Origin of the sequence: Curtobacterium sp. BNK-1 (assembly GCF_048685235.1) — a bacterium.
Taxonomy (GTDB): domain Bacteria; phylum Pseudomonadota; class Gammaproteobacteria; order Enterobacterales; family Enterobacteriaceae; genus Pantoea; species Pantoea agglomerans.
Map to the genome: position 1 here is coordinate 346,077 of NZ_JBLQTJ010000004.1, position 18,341 is coordinate 364,417.

The 18,341-nt window shown below is 49.8% G+C and carries 16 protein-coding genes; 9 read left to right on the plus strand and 7 right to left on the minus strand.

Features of this window, described 5'->3' with window-relative positions:
- Positions 1 to 131: 131 nt before the first annotated feature.
- Complete coding sequence (locus tag ACMGGP_RS22095; RefSeq protein WP_498798912.1) at positions 132 to 1,673, minus strand: MFS transporter; 1,542 nt, start codon at positions 1,671 to 1,673, stop codon at positions 132 to 134.
- Between the two features lie 121 nt (positions 1,674 to 1,794).
- Here ACMGGP_RS22095 and ACMGGP_RS22100 point away from each other — a divergent pair, with 121 nt between their 5' ends.
- Both ACMGGP_RS22100 and ACMGGP_RS22105 read left to right on the plus strand, forming a co-directional pair.
- On the plus strand, positions 1,795 to 2,685 hold the full coding sequence (locus ACMGGP_RS22100) for a LysR family transcriptional regulator (RefSeq protein WP_498798913.1): 891 nt from the start codon (positions 1,795 to 1,797) through the stop codon (positions 2,683 to 2,685).
- Positions 2,686 to 3,030: 345 nt separating this feature from the next.
- Positions 3,031 to 4,968, plus strand: coding sequence for a methyl-accepting chemotaxis protein (locus ACMGGP_RS22105; protein WP_498798914.1), 1,938 nt, complete (start codon positions 3,031 to 3,033; stop codon positions 4,966 to 4,968).
- A gap of 865 nt (positions 4,969 to 5,833) precedes the next feature.
- On the opposite strand, the gene ACMGGP_RS22110 is transcribed toward ACMGGP_RS22105, so the two are convergent.
- Both ACMGGP_RS22110 and ACMGGP_RS22115 read right to left on the minus strand, forming a co-directional pair.
- Positions 5,834 to 6,853: a LacI family DNA-binding transcriptional regulator gene (locus ACMGGP_RS22110; RefSeq protein WP_033760284.1), complete on the minus strand. Its 1,020-nt coding sequence runs from the start codon at positions 6,851 to 6,853 to the stop codon at positions 5,834 to 5,836.
- Between the two features lie 709 nt (positions 6,854 to 7,562).
- Complete coding sequence (locus tag ACMGGP_RS22115) at positions 7,563 to 8,714, minus strand: aldo/keto reductase (protein WP_262419640.1); 1,152 nt, start codon at positions 8,712 to 8,714, stop codon at positions 7,563 to 7,565.
- A gap of 14 nt (positions 8,715 to 8,728) precedes the next feature.
- Here ACMGGP_RS22115 and ACMGGP_RS22120 point away from each other — a divergent pair, with 14 nt between their 5' ends.
- Positions 8,729 to 9,646, plus strand: a complete 918-nt coding sequence (locus ACMGGP_RS22120) for an AraC family transcriptional regulator (protein WP_010670295.1) — start codon at positions 8,729 to 8,731, stop codon at positions 9,644 to 9,646.
- 188 nt (positions 9,647 to 9,834) lie between these two features.
- On the opposite strand, the gene ACMGGP_RS22125 is transcribed toward ACMGGP_RS22120, so the two are convergent.
- The gene (locus tag ACMGGP_RS22125) at positions 9,835 to 10,326 is read right to left on the minus strand and encodes a GlcG/HbpS family heme-binding protein (RefSeq protein WP_010247306.1); all 492 of its coding nucleotides are present in this window, start codon (positions 10,324 to 10,326) and stop codon (positions 9,835 to 9,837) included.
- 5 nt (positions 10,327 to 10,331) lie between these two features.
- Positions 10,332 to 10,742: a hydroxyisourate hydrolase gene (uraH, locus tag ACMGGP_RS22130; protein ID WP_010670296.1), complete on the minus strand. Its 411-nt coding sequence runs from the start codon at positions 10,740 to 10,742 to the stop codon at positions 10,332 to 10,334.
- A 136-nt stretch (positions 10,743 to 10,878) separates the two neighbouring features.
- Here uraH and hprR point away from each other — a divergent pair, with 136 nt between their 5' ends.
- Both hprR and ACMGGP_RS22140 read left to right on the plus strand, forming a co-directional pair.
- Positions 10,879 to 11,559: a response regulator transcription factor HprR gene (hprR, locus tag ACMGGP_RS22135; protein ID WP_187506822.1), complete on the plus strand. Its 681-nt coding sequence runs from the start codon at positions 10,879 to 10,881 to the stop codon at positions 11,557 to 11,559.
- Positions 11,552 to 12,910: a heavy metal sensor histidine kinase gene (locus ACMGGP_RS22140; protein ID WP_187506821.1), complete on the plus strand. Its 1,359-nt coding sequence runs from the start codon at positions 11,552 to 11,554 to the stop codon at positions 12,908 to 12,910. Before hprR ends, ACMGGP_RS22140 begins: the two co-directional genes overlap by 8 nt.
- 263 nt (positions 12,911 to 13,173) lie before the next feature.
- Here ACMGGP_RS22140 and ACMGGP_RS22145 read toward each other — a convergent pair whose 3' ends face one another.
- Positions 13,174 to 13,506: a DUF1330 domain-containing protein gene (locus ACMGGP_RS22145; protein ID WP_498798915.1), complete on the minus strand. Its 333-nt coding sequence runs from the start codon at positions 13,504 to 13,506 to the stop codon at positions 13,174 to 13,176.
- Positions 13,507 to 13,868: 362 nt separating this feature from the next.
- On the opposite strand from ACMGGP_RS22145, the gene ACMGGP_RS22150 reads away from it, so the two are divergent.
- From ACMGGP_RS22150 to yfiB, 4 genes are all read left to right on the plus strand, one after another.
- Entirely contained in the window at positions 13,869 to 14,774 is a 906-nt protein-coding gene (locus tag ACMGGP_RS22150) for a LysR family transcriptional regulator (protein ID WP_124890551.1), read from the plus strand.
- Positions 14,775 to 14,921: 147 nt separating this feature from the next.
- A complete protein-coding gene (gene yfiR / locus ACMGGP_RS22155) occupies positions 14,922 to 15,482 on the plus strand; it encodes a regulatory sequestration protein YfiR (protein ID WP_010670301.1) in 561 nt (186 codons plus the stop codon).
- A gap of 1 nt (position 15,483) precedes the next feature.
- The gene (dgcN, locus tag ACMGGP_RS22160; RefSeq protein ID WP_010247285.1) at positions 15,484 to 16,692 is read left to right on the plus strand and encodes a diguanylate cyclase DgcN/YfiN; all 1,209 of its coding nucleotides are present in this window, start codon (positions 15,484 to 15,486) and stop codon (positions 16,690 to 16,692) included.
- Between the two features lie 2 nt (positions 16,693 to 16,694).
- Positions 16,695 to 17,168, plus strand: coding sequence for an outer membrane lipoprotein YfiB (gene yfiB / locus ACMGGP_RS22165; RefSeq protein WP_124890552.1), 474 nt, complete (start codon positions 16,695 to 16,697; stop codon positions 17,166 to 17,168).
- Between the two features lie 158 nt (positions 17,169 to 17,326).
- Here the strand turns inward: yfiB and iolG are convergent, their stop codons facing one another.
- Positions 17,327 to 18,337 carry a bifunctional inositol 2-dehydrogenase/D-chiro-inositol 1-dehydrogenase gene (gene iolG / locus ACMGGP_RS22170; protein WP_010670304.1) on the minus strand — a complete coding sequence of 337 codons (1,011 nt, stop codon included), beginning with the start codon at positions 18,335 to 18,337 and terminating at the stop codon, positions 17,327 to 17,329.
- Between the last annotated feature and the right edge of the window lie 4 nt (positions 18,338 to 18,341).

Consider the following 18,341-nt stretch of genomic DNA (forward strand, 5'->3'; position numbering starts at 1 on the left):
TTTTTAAAGACCCCGCCGTGCAGCGCCTCATAATACACATTTGAGGAAATATTTTTTACGACACACTGCATTATTCTCCATAACCCGCTGAGCAAAGAACGGCCCCTTAATCACAACGGGTTTAGGATTTTTCACTCATCTCTGGCCAGCGTATTGCCTGCAGCACAGCCTTGCCTCTGCCGACCCAGCGTGATCCAGACCATCAGCGCGCAAATCAGCGTGACAGCAGCCAGAACTCTAAAAAGAAACGTATACGCAGTGTCATAACTGTCCTGAAGCAATAATCGTGAAATACCGGGTAACATCGCAGCGGCCTGCTCAGTACTGCCGCCCCCCAGCCATGCGGCAGCCTGGTGAATGACCTCTGGCGCATACTCGTGAACGGTGTTTTTCAGATTCAAATCATTCATTTCTGTTAAAAATGCTGACGCCATCGCCAGAGCGATCCCTTCTCCGGCAACGCGAACGGTATTAAAGAGGCCTGCGGCCATGCCCGCTTTCTCCACAGATACAGCTGAAAGTGCCAGACCATCCATCAGTCCCCATGGAAGCGCAGCGCCGGTACCCGTCATAATCAGTGAAAGCACAAGAAAATTACTGCTGTTACCCGGTAGTGCGTATCCGAGGAAAAGCAGCCCGACTGATGCAATAATAAGTCCCGCAGCTGAAACGGTTCCCGGAGAAAACCACCTTGTCAGCAGTGCCGCAATGGACGGGAAAACCAGCATTGGAGACGTCAGCGCCATAAGATAAAAAGCGCTCCGGGACTCACTCATCCCGTCACCGCCCATAAAATGCAGCGGAATAATAATCAGCAGCACAACATAGCAATAGCATGTTGCTATCGGCAGTAGCAGAACGCCGGCAAAGCGCGGGCGCAGCAGCAGAGAGATATCCAGAACAGGATTTTCAACCCCCAGGCAACGCACTACAAACCCGCTGAAAAGCAGCATGGCGGAAATGAAAAGGGCGAGTGTGGGAAACGATAAAAACCCAAAGGCAGGTATAAGCATTACCGCTGATGTAAATAACATCAGGGCTGCAGTAAACATGATTAATCCTGTGCCGTCTGGTTTCTGATGTCCGCTCTCTTCTGATGCTGGCAGAAACGCAGCACCGGTCAAAAGTACAATGCCTGAAAGCAGAGCTAACATGGCATACAACCATCTCCAGCCCAAAGCATCCGTAATGAAACCCATCAACACAGGGCCGAACGCCAGGCCCACGCCAAACATAGTGCCAAGTACGCTGAAGGCCCGTGTCCTGTCCGGACCTTCATAGAGACGGGCCAGTGCGGCGCTGCCGCTGGCCAATATCAAGGCCGCCGCAAGACCCTGCAGTGACCTGAACAACCCAGCCATAAAGATATCCTGTGTCAGGCAGATCATAACGCTGCTCAGGCAAAACAGGGCTGAGCCTGCGGTAAAAATGCGCTTTCTGCCAGTAACATCCGCAGCAACACCGGCTGACAACAAAAAACTGCCGAAAGTCAGCATAAATCCATTCGTCAGCCATGACAGCGCGGCAGGCGAGCCGCCAAGAGCCTGTTGTATTGCCGGCGTGGAGATTACACCACCGGTAAAGCTTAACGGCAGCAATATAGCCGCCAGATAGACAGAAAAGGCTGCCATATCCCTGGCATATGGACTGGGTGTTCTGGCTGAAGTTGCCATTGGGTGACCTTATGTTCTCGAAAAGCGGATGGGTTAACAAACTTCAGCAATGTTATTGCAGACATCAGAGTGAATAAATACACTGAAAATCTCTTCTTAACGGACATTAAGTTTATAATCAATGGACAGTCTGACCTCTCTTACTTCGTTTGTCCGGACAGCGGAGACGCTGAGTTTTGTACAGGCCGCAAGGTTGCTTGGGATTTCTGCCTCAGCAGTCGGGAAGAATGTCGCCAGACTTGAGCATAAACTGGGCGTACGTCTCTTAAACCGCAGTACAAGAAACGTGAGTCTGACAGCGGAGGGTGCTGCTTTATTAATCCGCTGCCAGCATATCCTTGAGCAATTACAGGAGGCGGAGTCAGAACTGACGAGCAGCTTAGCGCAGCCTGCCGGGAAGCTCAGGGTTTCACTTCCTGTCATTGGCTACAGGTTGCTCCTTCCTCTTCTGCCGGACTTTTCCCGCCGTTATCCTCATGTAGAACTCGATCTCGATTTCAGCGACCGGCTGGTAAACATCATTGATGAAGGATTTGATGTAGCCATACGAAGCGGTGAACTGACGGACTCCCGACTGAAATCTAAAAAGGTTGGTGATTTTCGTTTTGTGCTCTGCGCCAGCCCTTCCTATTTGAATGAATATGGCGTACCCGGCTCGCCAGCGGATTTAACAATGCACAGGTGCATTTCTTTTCGTTTTCCCTCAACGGGGCTGCTCCAGCCCTGGGAACTGCGCGGTATGTGCCCGGGTACTGACTTGAGGACAGCCCCTGTACTGACCGTAAATAATATAGAGGCTTCTGTTCGCCTGAGCCTGTCAGGTATGGGGATTTGCTATGTGCCCGGTTTTGTCGTTCGCGAATCTTTGAACACGGGGCAACTGAAAGAGGTATTGCCAGGTAGCTGTACCAGGCAGGGGGTTTTCTCGGCACTCTGGCCAGCCAGCCGGTATCTCTCACCGAGAATACGCTGCTTTGTCGATTTTATTGGTGAGTCCGGCCTGTCTCTGTAATCTGTACCAGGCAGTTAATGCTTTCTGAAATCGTATGCACTTTTATGCTTATCTTAAAATCATGAACGTCCGCTCCTGGCACAAAGTGGACATGAATCATGTATAAAATTCGTTAAGAGAGAAGTTGATATTAACAATCTTTCCTACCTCTTATGAGGTAATTGTTAACATCAGTATTGTCTAATTACTGGGTAACAGGTTAGACCTTGTTGCGATTCAACCTAAATATTCTCTTTCTTACGCCTGCTATAAAGTTAATGAATAGTTAACCGATAATGATGATTAAGATGCTTTTAATCTGCATTATTTGTGTTCTTATAAAAATTAATTCAGCAGGGTGTAAAAATGAGTAATATTCTTAACAATATTAATCTTACCGCTAAGTTTGCAATTCTGGGCTTGTTTTGCCTTGTTCTTTTTTCAGTTCCTACCGTGCTTTTTGTGTCAGAAGGTAATAAATATATTCAGGACAAGCGGAAAGAAGTAACAGGAGTGCCTGCTGAAAACAAAATCCTTGCCCTGTTGAATCTGATACAGCGCCATCGCGCTGAAACAGCCCTCGCTATTGCGCAAAAAAATCCTGCCACCTCATCGCGTCTAAGTGTTAGAGATGACATTGTTACTATCACCGATGCCATCAAGAAAGAGATGGCGCAGACAGAAGGCAGTGCGGGTTTAATCGAAAAAATCAATGGGGTGCGTGCACAGTGGGACGCGCTGCAGCAGGACATTGATGCTTCGAAACTGAATCAAACGACCAGTCTTGACGCACATGCGCAACTCATCCGCAAACTTCTTAACACAAACCGCGACGTGCTGGATTTTTACGGTTTGTCGCTTGATTCAGATATCAGTACGTACCGCCTGATTATCAGCAATTTCTCATCATTGCCTGAGCTTACCGAAAGTCTGGGTAAAATTCGTGCGTTCGGGACTTCACTGCTTGCCAGGAAAGAAGCCGTTAGTGAGGCTGACTCTGTCCGTATGGAATCATTAATCAGCACGGGTGCCTATAATCTGGATATGTTTGCTCAGGACTCAGAGAAGCTTTTTTCGTCTGATACAGGGCTGAAGCAGAAATTCAGTGCCGATGCAGACGCGGCCGTGCAGGAAGCCCAAAATGCCCTGAAAACTGCAGGGGCGTTATTTATTAGCCGCAGTATGACGAATCAGAATCCTCAGGACTATGCCGCAATTTTTACCAGCGCGATTAACAGATTCAGCACCTACGCGATTGCGGGCGGTAATGAACTGAATGACATGCTGAACCAGCAGATTACGGACCACCGGAATGCACAGTATGGTTTGCTGAGCGTTCTTCTCTTTATGGTCCTGCTTTCTGTCTTTTTCGCATTGATCATTATCCGTTCTGTTACACGACCTATCGGTACCGCGTCAAAGCTTGCGCTTGAAGTAGCAGAAGGCGATCTGACAGCATCTTTTTCCGTGACAGGACGCAATGAAACAGCCGGTCTGCTTAAGGCATTACTGCAGATGAGTCAGCGCCTGACGGTGACGGTAGAAAACATTAAATCTAATGCCGTCACCATTGCCACCTCATCTGAGGAGATTGCCCGCGGTAACGGCGATCTTTCTGCGAGGACGGAAGAACAGGCTGCATCACTGGCTGAAACAGCCGCCAGTATGGAACAGCTCTCTTCGATCATCGGCAACAATGCTGAAAACACCCGCCATGCTGCAGAAATGGCCAGCTCGGCTACCAGCGCGGCATTGCGTGGCGGTCAGGCAATGGAATCAGTGCTGGGTTCCATGGAAAAAATCAGCAGCAGTGCAGGGCAGATTAAGGAAATCATTTCTGTCATTGATGGGATTGCGTTTCAGACGAATATTCTCGCGTTAAACGCGGCTGTTGAAGCTGCCCGGGCCGGTGAGCACGGTAAAGGCTTTGCCGTTGTTGCGGCGGAAGTCAGGTCGCTGGCACAGCGCTCGGCTGGCGCGGCGAAAGAAATTAAAGGACTGATCGAAAAGTCTGTGGAGAATGCTGAGCAGGGCATTTCGATGGCCCGGGATGCAGGTGAAAAAGTGAAGGAGAGTATGGATGCGATTGAACAGACAGCACAGCTGGTGAGAGAAATTTCATCTTCTTCAGAAGAGCAAAGTGCAGGGGTATCGCAGATAAATATTGCCGTTACTCAGATGGATCAGGTCACACAGCAGAATGCCGTGCTCGTTGAAGAGTCAGCATCGTCTGCTGATGAACTTGCAAGTCGAGCCGCTAATCTGAGGGACGCTGTTAGCGTGTTCCGCACAAACGCTGGTTAAAATTTCCGTTAAGTGCTTCTTTTATATGTCTGTAAACGGCGTGCTGTCGGCGCATTTCTGAGGTCTGTCATCTCAGTAACAGTATCTCATAAGCCATCCTACGGGATGGCTTAATTCCTTCCTTACGTAACTTTGGCACAAAGCGGACATACGTGCTGCAAGGTCCGCTTTGAGCGAAAAGCGGCCGTCAAATGTACGATGACAGTGTAGTTTTGCCAAAATAGACATAACATACCTATCGCACATGCAGGCGACAGGCAAAAAACCGCCATCTGAGTGGGTCAGCTGCGGAAGCAGCCGGGGAGAAAAGGTTATGCATCCCGGAAAATCCGGCGTTCAGCGAACGCTGTCACCTGTAAGCCTTGCTAAAAAAAAAGCGAACGGCACAAACCATGTGCTGCCGATCACGTAACGCCGAGAGAAGAATAAAAAAACCGCCGTGCAGGCGGTTCAAAGAGGTATTCAGTGGCTTTTGCTCTTATCGTGGCCGGTCGGAGCAGCCGCCGTTTGAGCTTAATGATAAAAGGCATCGGCAAGATAGCAAGCGTATCTCGGGCAGCGTTCCGGACGGATCCCACGGTATCTGCAGGATAAATAACCCGCTTTAGGCAAAAAAAAACCGCAGGGGGCCGAAGACGTGCAGTGGCTGAAAACTCCTGAATCCCTGGCCTGGTGTTGGCTTGCCGCTTATCTTGAATCTACTATGTGTAGTATCGATAGTAGCTTAGAAAACTACAACATATTGTATCTGCGACAGCTCGTTGCGGTCCGACATTCAGAGTTATAGGGGTTTTACCAACCAGCGGAAGATTAAGAGTACTAATGAGGGGGCCATTATTCTGAATCAATCGTAACCAATTTTATATCACCTATAATTTTCAGGAGTGTACAGCATAAAATCAACCTTTCCTGACTTATATTCATCAGGCTGCTCACCCATTTCAAGATAATGTAGCGCCAGTGTTATTGCCAGCTGAGCATGCCTCAACGTATTTTGATCTATGGTCAATGTCAGCACTCGTTGTTCGAGTAATTGCCGTGTTGTATTGTAAAGTTCATGAGTGACGTAAACTACTTTACCTCTAAGATTATAATCATTCAAAATCTCACTAACCTGAGTGTTACCCATGCCTGTATTATAAATTCCGACAATATCTTTATCAGATGCAAGGGTTCGGTTTAATAAAAGACTGATAAGCTCCCGTTCATCCTGACTGTAAATAGGTTCGCGCACATTGATTTTAGGATAAAATTTCTGCATTACTGAAATAAAGCCATCGACACGCTGACGATGGACTGCGTATTGCGTACGGCCGCTAATTATCACCACGTCCCCATGTGATGGTAGCATACCACCAAGTACAAAGCCTGATGTACGGCCTGCGCTATATTGATCAATTCCTACGTGGCACAATCTATCAGATCCTGGTAAATCTGCCACAAGGGTTATTACCGGGACACCGCGAGATTTACACAGGGTCAGCATTTCATAAATAAGTGGGCTCTCATGTGCAAATATAATCAAAGCGTCCATTTTTTTACTGCTGGCTTCAATGTGTTTTGCCATTTTTTCCGGAGAAGCTTCAGAGAATAAAGTTTTATGAAGTGTTATTCTGCGATAGCCTAAGTTATCCGCCAGCATGGAAAAATCTTTAGCAAGCTGTTCGAAAAAAAAAGATTTATTACTGCTCAACAGGACCTCAAGCTGCCAGGAGGGTCTATGCTTTTCCGGCAGAATACGCTTAAGTCCCGCATCACGGGCGGCCTTGAGTATTAGATTCTCCATGGCCGGCGATACTCCACCCCGATCATTAAGCACCCGATCAACTGTTGCAACACCTACACCTATTTTCTTTGCAAACTCAGTAATAGTTAATTTTTTCATATTTTATCGTATTTACTTTAACAGGTTTCGTCACTATCAAACTATAGTAAGTAATCTATAACACTGCCAGCGTTACAATCTTAACTTCAATTTATATTCTTTTCACATAAAAGACAAATAAATTTCACTTAAAATTAAGAGTAACACTCCAACAAAACTCTACTTTAAGAAATACATAAAACTTACTCGCATAAAAATTAACTTGAACTTATAGAACTTTTTCAAAAGCAACGCTGCGAGACATCGCATTCCTTACGAACAAATCAGCCGACTCTAAGTTTGACCAAAATGGCATTTAATTTTTAACAGAATCATATCATTAAACAATGAGTAGAATTATTTGCCACAATAAATAATGGCAATATTTAAAGTATTATTTACTCTGGATTTTTAACGCGATTTAAATATAGACCCTTTTTTCATGCAACAAATAGATGCATATGAAAAACATTAATATTCAGCCTTACCATGTCAATCAGCTTTTATATTAGATTATACTTAATAATAGTTTGATAGGATAAAATTTTACTCTCTACGAAAGTTTTCAGCCGGCGTAAGGAACTAACAGCATGAGTGAGTTAAATTGAAGATGTTAACAGCAATAGATGCTAACCATAATGTTCACTGCCTGAGTCAGCAGAGCCCGTCAGGAACCCGGACTCAGCAAAGTTATTAAAAGCTTAGTTATTTTTATAGCTCTGAGCCCGTGTTAAACAGGGGATTCACCTAATATCCAGTTAGGCCCGGTATCAGGAAAGCCTGCCGGATAGCGGCTCGCGGCATTATATGACTGAATCCATCCGGGATAACGTGTACCCGGATGACTGACCTTGTCCAGCATTTCTTTTTCCTCCTCGCTGAGATTAACAGACAGCGCGCTAAGGTTATCTCTGAGCTGATGCACATTGCGCACACCCGCTATGACGCTCGTCACCTGCTTAGAAGACAGCAGCCAGGCTATTGCGATGCTGGCAGGAGTAGTGCGGTGTTTTTCAGAAATTGTTTTGAGAACATCCACGATGTCCCATGCCAGGCTTTTATCAACGGGTGGAAATTCAATTTTTGCGCGTCTTGCAGAGGCCTCATGACTACCACTGCGGTCAAATTTGCCTGAAAGCAGGCCTCCTGCAAGAGGGCTCCAGCATAACAGTCCGGTTTGGCTATCCTTAATTGCCGGAAGGAGTTCATGTTCAATGTCGCGGCAGGCCAGTGAATAAAAAGACTGTACGCTGGCAAATTTCTCCAGCTTATGTTCACCTGAAATACCCAAAGCTTTGGCAATCTGCCAGCCGGCATAATTCGAACAGCCTATATAGCGAACCTTGCCCTGACGCACCATGTCGTCCAGTGTCCGCAGAACCTCTTCAATCGGTGTTACGGTATCAAAATTGTGGACCTGATAAAGGTCAATGTGATCGGTCTTAAGCCTTTTAAGGCTGGCTTCCAGCGCCTGCATAAGGTGATAGCGCGACTGCCCTGCATCGTTTGCGCCCGCATTCATTCTGCTGTGCGCTTTTGTTGCAAGAAAAACCTGACTGCGTCGCTGTGCCAGCACTTCGCCCAGCACGCTTTCAGAGCCCCCCATACCGTAGATATCCGCGGTATCAATAAAATTGATGCCGGCGTCCAGCGCCTCACCAACGATAATGTCCGCCTCTTTGCCCGTCAGGCGGCCGATGGCATTACCGGCGGCATTATCCGCCCCGCCAAATGTCATCGTCCCGAGACAAATGCGTGAAACATAAATCCCAGTTTTACCCAGTTCTGCGTATTTCATTTTGTTTTCTCCGTTAAGTTTCAAATGATAATGACGCAGACAAACGCTTTCTTTTATTATAGAAATCCCTTTTTTATTATTCATTCGTCCAGGAAGTTATGGATCCGTTGTCTGATATTCTTTCACTTCTGAAGGCAGAGGCCATCCTTACGGCCCGTATGGAAGCACGTGGCCCCTGGGCAATGCGGTTTCCCTCTTATAAACACATTAAGTTCGGCACTGTGCTTGAGGGGAAATTCTGGCTTTGGATGGACGGAATGCAGCCTCTGCTGCTTGAAAAAGGGGACTTCTATCTTCTGACTTCGGGTGACGCTTACTGCTGTGGCTCAAGTCCGGCATTGATGGTAAGTGACGGACGGCAGATATTCTCTTCTCACCGTGAAGCGGATGGTGTGGTCCGCTACGGACAGGGAGAACTTATCAGTGAGGGGATTGGGGGGAGATTCGTATTTGAGGAGGCTTCCAGCCCGCTGCTTTTAAAACATCTGCCTCAGGTGCTGGTTTCACGACGAGAGGAAAGTTCTTCTCCTGCACTCACCGCCCTTATCACTTTGCTTTCGCATGAAACATCAGCGCTTCGTCCCGGACACGACATTGTGGCCAGTAGCATGGCAATACTTGTTCTGGTGCAGATGCTGAGGGAATACTTAGAGATTAATCAGAAAGGGACATCCTGGCTGAATGCCCTCGGTGACAGGAAAATAGGACCCGCACTGACACTGATACATTCTTCTCCATCTGCAGACTGGACGCTGGCAAGTCTGTCTGCAAAATCGGCTATGTCCCGCAGTGCGTTCGCCAGTAGGTTTCATCAGCTTACCGGTTCAACGCCCGGGAATTATCTGACGTCATGGCGAATGGAGCTGGCATGCGCTGAACTCAGAAAGCATCACTTAAGTATTACTGAGATAGCCAGATTAACCGGATATAAATCTGTTCCCTCTTTTTCTCTGGCCTTCAAACGTCATACCGGAAGAACGCCAGGAGGCTATCGTAATCTGCATAAGAACTGTTAACAGGCCACTCCGATAATTGTCTTTTTAATGCATATGCATAATTATCAAAAATTTATCGCAGTATTCAAATATACAATGTCCGCTTCTGGCACAAAGCAGCCGTTCTGGCGGCGACTTATCTAAACAACATGGGGAACAGTTTATTCCCCATGTATGGCAGGAATATACCCGCCGCGCGTTCATCATGATTACGGTTGCTTGCTGTTACCCAGCACTTTGTTAATCGCTTCGGTCCCACATTGATCGTCGGATTCCGCGCCGCCGGTGCCCGCCATGCCGATAGCGCCGATCCACTGGCCGCGATATTGCACCGGCACGCCGCCGCCAAGCAGCAATAGCTCATTAACCGTATTCAGGTTGACGCTTTCCGGTGAGGATTGCGCCTTTATGGTCAGTTGTCTGGTTGGCGTTTTGGTGGAGAGCGCAGTAAACGCTTTACGCCATGCCGCCTGAGTGTTGTGCGGCCCCACGTTGTCATCCCGCATCAGCGTGACCAGATTTCCACCCCGATCTACCACGGCGACTACGCCTTGACGATTCATATTATGGCAGGCGGACAAGGCCTCCGTTGCCAGTTGATTACTCAGCGCCTGCGTCATGTCATAGACGGAGGCTGGCTCAGCAGCGAGCGCCACGGCAGGTCCGGTAGTCAGCATCAATGCCAGCAGTAAACGTTTCATTTATTTCAGCTCCCGCGATAGGTGGAATATCCGTACTGGCTCAGCAGCAACGGAATGTGATAGGTGGTCGTGGTATTGGTGATATGGAACTCCACCGGGATTTCGGGGAAGAAACTCTGCTGTTGATGTGCCGCAAAATAGTGACCGGTTTTAAAAATCACCCGATAATCACCCGCCTCAAAGGGCTTTGCTGGCCAAAGGGCATCAATCCGACCCTGCTGATTAGTATTGGCGGTATTCAGTACTTTCCAGCTTTCTCCATGTTTCTGCTCAAGCATTACCTCAACCTCTGAGGCCGGCAGCCCGGTCTGCTGGTTCAGCACGTGAACGCTCAGCGGATTTTTACTGGCCGCGAAGGTGACCGCGGGAACGGCAAGCAGCGTAGTGAGGGCCAGGGCAGTGAGACTCTTTTTCATTTTTTAATACTCCGGTGTTAATCACCCCGCTGTTATACCTGTACGGTTGTTCGTTCTGCCTGTCAGAAAGATGACCATATTGTCTTCTGTGGCTGAAACACTGTGGCGGTCATAAATTTCATGGCAAACTGCGCCGATGAAACTATTACTGATTGAAGATAACCAGAAGGCGAGCGCCTGGGTGCGTAAGGGGCTGGAAGAAGCGGGCTATATCGTGGATTACGCCGCAGACGGCCGGGATGGCCTGCATCTGGGGCTGTCACATCCCTACAGCCTGGTGATACTGGATATTATGCTGCCGGGGATGGATGGGTGGCAGGTGCTGAAAACCCTGCGTACCGCCAGTCAGATTCCGGTAATTTGCCTGACTGCCAGAGACTCGGTGGATGATCGGGTGAAAGGGCTGGAACTGGGGGCCAATGATTACCTGGTTAAGCCGTTCTCTTTTGCAGAGTTGCTGGCTCGGGTAAGAAATCAGCTCCGGCAGCAGCAGCCGCACAGTAGCGTACTACGGGTGGGCGATCTGGTGCTGGACTCAGCGCGCTTTCAGGTTCTGCGTGACGGTGTCACTCTTGCACTGACGCGCAAAGAGTTCATGCTGTTAGGGCTGCTCGCCAGCCGTCACGGTGAGATTCTGCCGCGGACGCTGCTGGCCAGCGAAATATGGGGCGTTAATTTCGACAGTGAAACCAATATCGTCGATGTTGCTATCCGCCGCCTGCGCCGTAAAGTCGACGACCCCTTTCCTAAAAAGCTCATCACTACGGTAAGGGGCATGGGATATTGCCTGTCAGAAAAAGGAGGCGAGGGTGACTAGCCCTTCTCTGACGCTGCGGCTGACGGCGATTTTTACGCTGATCATGGCGATGGCCTGTGGCGGCATCAGCCTGATTCTGTATAAAGCGTTACGCAGTGAACTGGTCTGGCGGGACGATCAAACATTGATTAACCGGGCGGCGCAGTTAAGACAACTGCTTGAAGATGGTGCCCATCCCAGCTCGCTGCCGCTTTACTTCAATCGGATGGTCGATATCCATCAGGACATTCTCAGCATCCGCTCGCAGCATGAGCAAAACGTCAGTATTAATCATACCGGGATAACGTTGCCCGCGATCTCGCCCACGCCGGTCAGCACGCCACCCAGTGAGAAACAGCTGCACCGCTGGATCAATGCGGATAAGACGGAAGCGTCGGCGTTAAGCCTGCAGGCAAACTCCTCGCTCGGGCCGGTAACCATTACGCTTGCCCGGGTCGCGCGGGAGCGAGCACTGATGCTGGAGCGTTATCGCCAGCAAAGCATTCTGGTTTCACTGGCGGCCATATTGCTGTGCGCCGCAGTCAGTCCGCTGTTGATTCGCAGAGGGCTAAGGGCGATCGGCCGGTTAAGTAAGATCGTGGCAGAAACGGCCAGTGACCGGTTAAATCAGGCCGTGCCGCTTCAGGCTATCCCGCAGGAGCTCCTACCGATTGGCAATGCGCTTAACGCTATGCGTCAGCGCTTATCCACGGACTTTATCCGTCTGACCCAGTTTGCCGACGATCTGGCCCACGAAATCCGCACGCCCATTAATGTGCTACTGGGCCAGAATCAGGTCGCGCTGGGTCATGAACGTTCAGCCGCTGAATATCAGACGCTGCTCGAAGGCAACATTGAAGAGCTTGAGAGTCTGTCGCGTCTCACTGAAAACATTCTCTTCCTGGCTCGCGCCACGCACCACAATATCAGACTCAATAAACAGGACTTCCTGCTGCAGGATGCGCTGGAAGCGCTGATCGACTTTCTTGAACCGGTTGCGGAAGAGCAGGAGAGGGCCATTGAGCTGAGCGCCGCAGGCAGCCTCACCGCAGATAAAATGCTGTTCCAGCGTGCGATGAGTAACCTGCTGATCAACGCCATTCGTTATTCGCCAGAAAAAGGGACGATTCAGGTCAGTACCTGTCATCACGCTGACTACGTAGAGATTGAAGTGTCGAACGCGGGCGAAGCGCTGGAGGAGCCTGAAAAATTATTTGAACGCTTCTGGCGGGGCGATAACGTCCGTCATACGGCCGGAAGCGGGCTGGGACTGTCGCTGGTACGCGCCATCGCCGCTTTACATGGCGGAAGTGCTTACTACCGGCATGAGAACGGGCACAATATCTTTGGCCTGCGCCTGCCCCGAAAGTGAGTGTCTGTACGAAAAACCTCATCCGTGCAGCTTTAATGAAAGCAGAGGGGGATGGAAGCGATCTGCGGAAGTCATAAAGTCAGACGCAGCCACCCCCTTGCCTGTTGCACGTTACCTAACCGGCACGGTGGTCAGGTAGCGTCAATTACCAGAATATACCTTGTCACTTTCTCGGGTAAATCCCGGCACCAGTGAGCATACTGGTGACATCCTGCAGGCCCCAGGTTCGCTGGAGTCTGCATCGGCACATGACGGTGAAGTGTTTAAAGGCTGGCCCCTTCAACCAGCACAAACGTCCCGTGCGCAGCCCCTGCACGCAACAGCCTGGCAGCCTGATACGCAGGGCTTTCATAAAAACCTTTGGCTTCGGCAAAAGATTCGAACTCAAATACCACATGCCGTTCATGCGCCTCTCCCTCCAGATTTTCATACTGCCCTGACCAGGCAACGATCTTCGGATTAAACGCCTGCATGGCTTCGCCTGCAGCTCTGGCATAGTCAGCGTATGCGACAGGGTCCGATACGGTCACGTGAGCGATTAAATAACCTTTGTTCATTTCTCTTTTCCTTCCTGACAGGGGGTTAAAATCCAGCATAAGGCAGCGCGACTGGCGTTAACCAAATCCGGAATGGGGGCTAAGTTTTCAAATCTTCCTTCGGGTTAACGGATTGAGTGGTGAGTAACAACCTTTTCACTGAGTGCTTCCCGATCCCCTGAGCAATGTTTGCCGCGAACCGACAGTGCTCTGAATGATGCGGGGATCTGAGCCAGTGCTTATGTACACAAATCTGCATGGCAGTTCGCAACGGCGTTAAGCCTTTCAGAGAGACGATTCACCCTCATAACGTTCAGATCGCGTTCTGCAATATCCGCGGTGTGAAAGCAGTCTATTACCCATTAATATGGTGATAAATAACGTAAGAAATAACGCACTGTTACTCTGAAGGAGAACAATGAATGAAAAACCTTGAGGCGCTGATTATTTTTGCACGCGTGGCGGAAATGAAGAGTTTTACTCAGGCAGCTGAAAGCCTGGGAATTCAGAAAGGACGCGCCTCACTAGTGGTGCGCGAACTCGAAAGGGAGACAGGCGCGACGCTTCTGCATCGCACCACGCGAACAGTGCAGTTAACGGAAGATGGACGGGCTTTTTACTCACGCGCCCGCGATCTGTTATCGGAAGCCGAAGAATTACAGTCCATGTTCTCTCACGAGGGGATGTCACTGCGGGGCCGGATACGCGTTGATATGCCTGCCGTGCTGGCACAATGCGTGGTAATCCCCGCGCTGCCGCAGTTGCTGGAGGCACACCCTGAACTGGAGATCGAGCTTTCAAGTACCGATCGGCGCGTTGATTTAGTTCATGAAGGATTTGATTGTGTCATCCGTCTGGGGCCAATCGTTGATGACACGCTTATTGCTCGCCCGCTGGGGCAGCTGCGCATGATCAATGCCGCCAGTCCCAGCTATCTGGCGCGCTTTGGGATACCGCAGACGATTGATGACCTTCTCAGTCAGGGCCACCAGATGGTTCATTACCAGCGGAGCTTTGGTTCGAAGCCAGATGGCTGGGAGTATCCGGCGGATGACGGCTATCAATTGCTGATGTTACCCGGCGCCATAAGGGTAAATAGCGTACCGGCCTATCATGAGGCGGGACTGGCCGGGCTGGGCTTGATCCAGGGCGGTTACTCAACACTGGCGCCCTATATTGAGCGCGGTGCGCTGGTTGAAGTCCTTCCCAATCTGTGTCCTGAGCCGCTCAGTGCCTCTTTTGTTGTCGCACACCGACGAAATCTGTCGCGGCGTGTCAGAGCCTTTATGCACTGGACCGAAGAAATTTTAAAACCTTATTTTGACTGATAGCACAGTGATTCTTACGCCAGATAAAAGTACAACAACAGGGTATGTGGCGAACCAATCCAGAAGTACAATTTTAATCACCGCTATGCTAATATTTCCGCGCTTATTAAGGCGTCCTGCCATGCGTAGAATTTTTGGGAACGCAGTATGATCGATAAATATCAAATTCATCATGACGTCGATGTGCTGCTTTTCATACGCCACATCTGCAAACTCGTTTATACGGGACTTATTTTGCTGCTGCTTATTCCTCATATTGCCAGTGCCGAAATAAAAGATGGCAAAGCCAATGATATCGTCAGTGGTATTATCAGCTTCACCCAGTGGACGGGCTTAAAACAACCGCCTCAATTATGTATTTTTTCTTCAGCCCGGCATCTCTCCTTGCCGGACAATGCCTCCTCTGCGGCAGCCACATTCACCGTTGTTTATCTTGCCAGCGCAGGCGACCTGCCGTCGCACAGATGCGACGCCGTCTATTTCGGCGATCAGACGTCACAACAGCAGGTGGACCTGATTCAGCAGTTTAAGGGCAGAGCCGTCCTTACCCTCGCGGAGAACAATGCGGATTGCACGCGGGGCGCCGCGTTTTGCCTGATTTTTCATCCGGGCCACACGCTTTTTTCCGTTAACCTTGATTCGCTTGCCAGAAGCGGTGTCAGGGTGAGTCCGGACGTGCTTTTGCTGTCCCGCGAGAGAAGCGAATAAAATGAAATTCGATAAATTAAGAAATGACAAATCATCGATACGCAATAAACTGCGAAAAATAAGCACCATCAACGCTGCGGTGATATTACTGTTGTGCTGGCTGTTGCTCTCTTCGACGTCGCTGCTATTCATTAAAAATTACGAGAAGCGAAACCTTGAATTAATCGGCGCAACCCTCAGCACCACGCTAACCGCTGCGACCGTTTTTTCCGACAGTTACGATGCGCACAATAAAATTGCACGGCTCGGCAATGAAGGGATGTACGCGTCTGCGAAACTGGTCACTAAAGATCAAATTGTTCTGGTCAACTGGCATGCTCAGCAGGAGCAGACGGGCTGGTATTCGCGGTTATTACGTGAGTGGATTTATCTTAAACCGCTTAACGTCAGTATCATTCACTCTGACGTTGCTGTCGGTACATTAACGCTGGAAGGCACCGTGACCGGCGCGGTGAGTTTCATTCGATACTCCTTCATGATTCTGACCAGCGGTATGCTATGTGTACTGATTATCTCCCTTTTGCTGAGTGAATTTCTGCATCGGGGTATGCTCGCTACACTGCGCAACATTACCAGCTCGATTCACTATGTGATTCATTCCGGTGATTTTTCCTTGCGTATACCGGAGAGCACGACGAGTGAGTTTCAGCTATTTTCAGATGATCTCAATTCGTTGCTGAGGGAAATGCAATCGCTAAAGGCTTCGCTTATCCGAGATAATCGCTCGCTGGCAGCCAAAGCGCTGGAGGACCCGTTAACCGGTCTTGCAAACCGCAGCGCGTTTGCTGCTCACCTTTCCCGGCTTCTCGACCAGCAATATGCTGAGGAGCGTTTTGCCTTACTCTTTCTTGATGGCGACCGCTTTAAAAGTATCAATGATAACTGGGGCCATGCCGCCGGGGATGAGGTATTAAAAGCGATAGCAGCACGGCTGTTATCACTGGCATCTGAACAGGATCTAGTCGCCCGGTTAGGTGGGGATGAATTTGCCATGCTGGTGAGCAGTCAGGTCAGTGAGGAGCAATTACAGCAACTCATGCAGGACATCCATGACCTCATCATGGAAAAAATCATCCTTGCAGAAGGTACGCCGATAAATACCTCGGTTACCATTGGCTACGCCTGGTCACAACACGGCGATACGGTTGAGTCTATTCTCGAACGCGCTGACATGAATATGTACAAAAATAAGCGAACAAATAAGGCTTAAAGATGAAAAAAAATATTTCCCTGATGCTGCTTATTTTGGCGCTGGTCGGTTGTCAGTCTAAAGAACGTTTTAGTGAGGCGCAGATCGCAGCGATGAAGCGTGCGGGATTCACTCAAAATAGGGAAGGCTGGGGATTAGGCTTATCAGATAAGATCCTGTTTGGTGTAAACGAATCAGAACTTACACCCTCCAGCAAAAGTAACATTCAGGGGATGGCAAAAAACCTGGTGTCGACCGGTATTAAGCATGTGCGAATTGACGGGCACACCGATAATTACGGCAAACCGGATTATAACCAACAGCTGTCGCTAAAAAGAGCTAACGCAGTCGCGGCACAGTGGGCGGAAGGGGCTGCTATACCGCGCGAAAATATTATCACACGTGGATTAGGCATGAGTGCACCGGTTACCAGTAACAATAGTGCACAGGGACGCGCGCAAAATCGGCGTGTGGCAATTGTGATTACTGCGCCGTGATAATGAGTTAACAGTGGGCTGTGCTGCGCGCTCAGGCCGGTATGACTCAATGTCCTGCCTGGCGGCTTTATTCGGTTACCGATGATGCGTGAAGCGCCGCTGGAAAAGATGAAACGGAGGGGGAAATGCACGGCGGAACCCGCCGTGCAGCGTTGCTATCAGCGATAAAAAGCCGGTCTTGCTGGCATAGTGACCGGCACAATCTCACCGGAAGTCTGGGCCGCGACGCAGGCATCAGCGGCCACCGCGGCGGCGTAGCCATCCCAGGCTGAGGGACCGGTCATCTCACCGCTGATGACGTTGTTGATAAATGCCTGTAACTCCACGTCATACGCATCGATAAAGCGCTTTTTCCAGTCAGTCAGAATGGTGGTGGAGAGCTTAGCCGCGCTGCGAAGCTGCACAGAGACCGGCTCCGGCAGACGAGCAATGCCGCTTTCACCCACCACTTCACACTGAATGTCGTAACCATATTCACAGTTCACGAAGATTTCGACATCAATGCGCGCCCCTTTGGTGGTCTCAAGCAGCACGATTTGCGGATCGCGCAGATGTGACGACGCCTTACGGGTTTTACGCGGGAAGATCACCTGCACGCTGGCATAATCATCATCCAGCAGCCAGCGCAGCACATCGAGTTCGTGGATCAGGGTGTCGGTGATCGCCATGTCGGTGGTGTAGCTGTCGCCCACTTCCGGGTTGCGGTGTGCGCAGTGCAGCATCAAAGGCTCACCAATTTCGCCGCTGTCGATCACCGCTTTTAGTGCGCGATAGCCGCTGTCATAAGGGCGCATAAACCCGACCTGCACCAGCTGACGTCCTGCCTTAATTTCTGCTTCCACAATGTTCATGCAGCCCTGCGCGGTGACCGCCAGCGGTTTTTCGCAGAACACCGCTTTACCCGCCTCAATGCAGGCCAGCACGAAGGCTTCATGCGTCGGGCCCCAGGAGGTGACCAGCACCGCATTGACCTGCGGATCGTTAATCAGATCGATAGCATTGTCATAAATACGCGCTTCCGGCGTCAGCTCGTTAACGATTTGCTGGCAGTTTTCACGGTTGATATCGTTAAGCGCCACCACGCGCGCATTTTGTAACACGGTGCTGCAACGGCGGATGTGTTCGCGACCGATTGCGCCGGTGCCGATGACGCCAATATTAATAGTCATGATA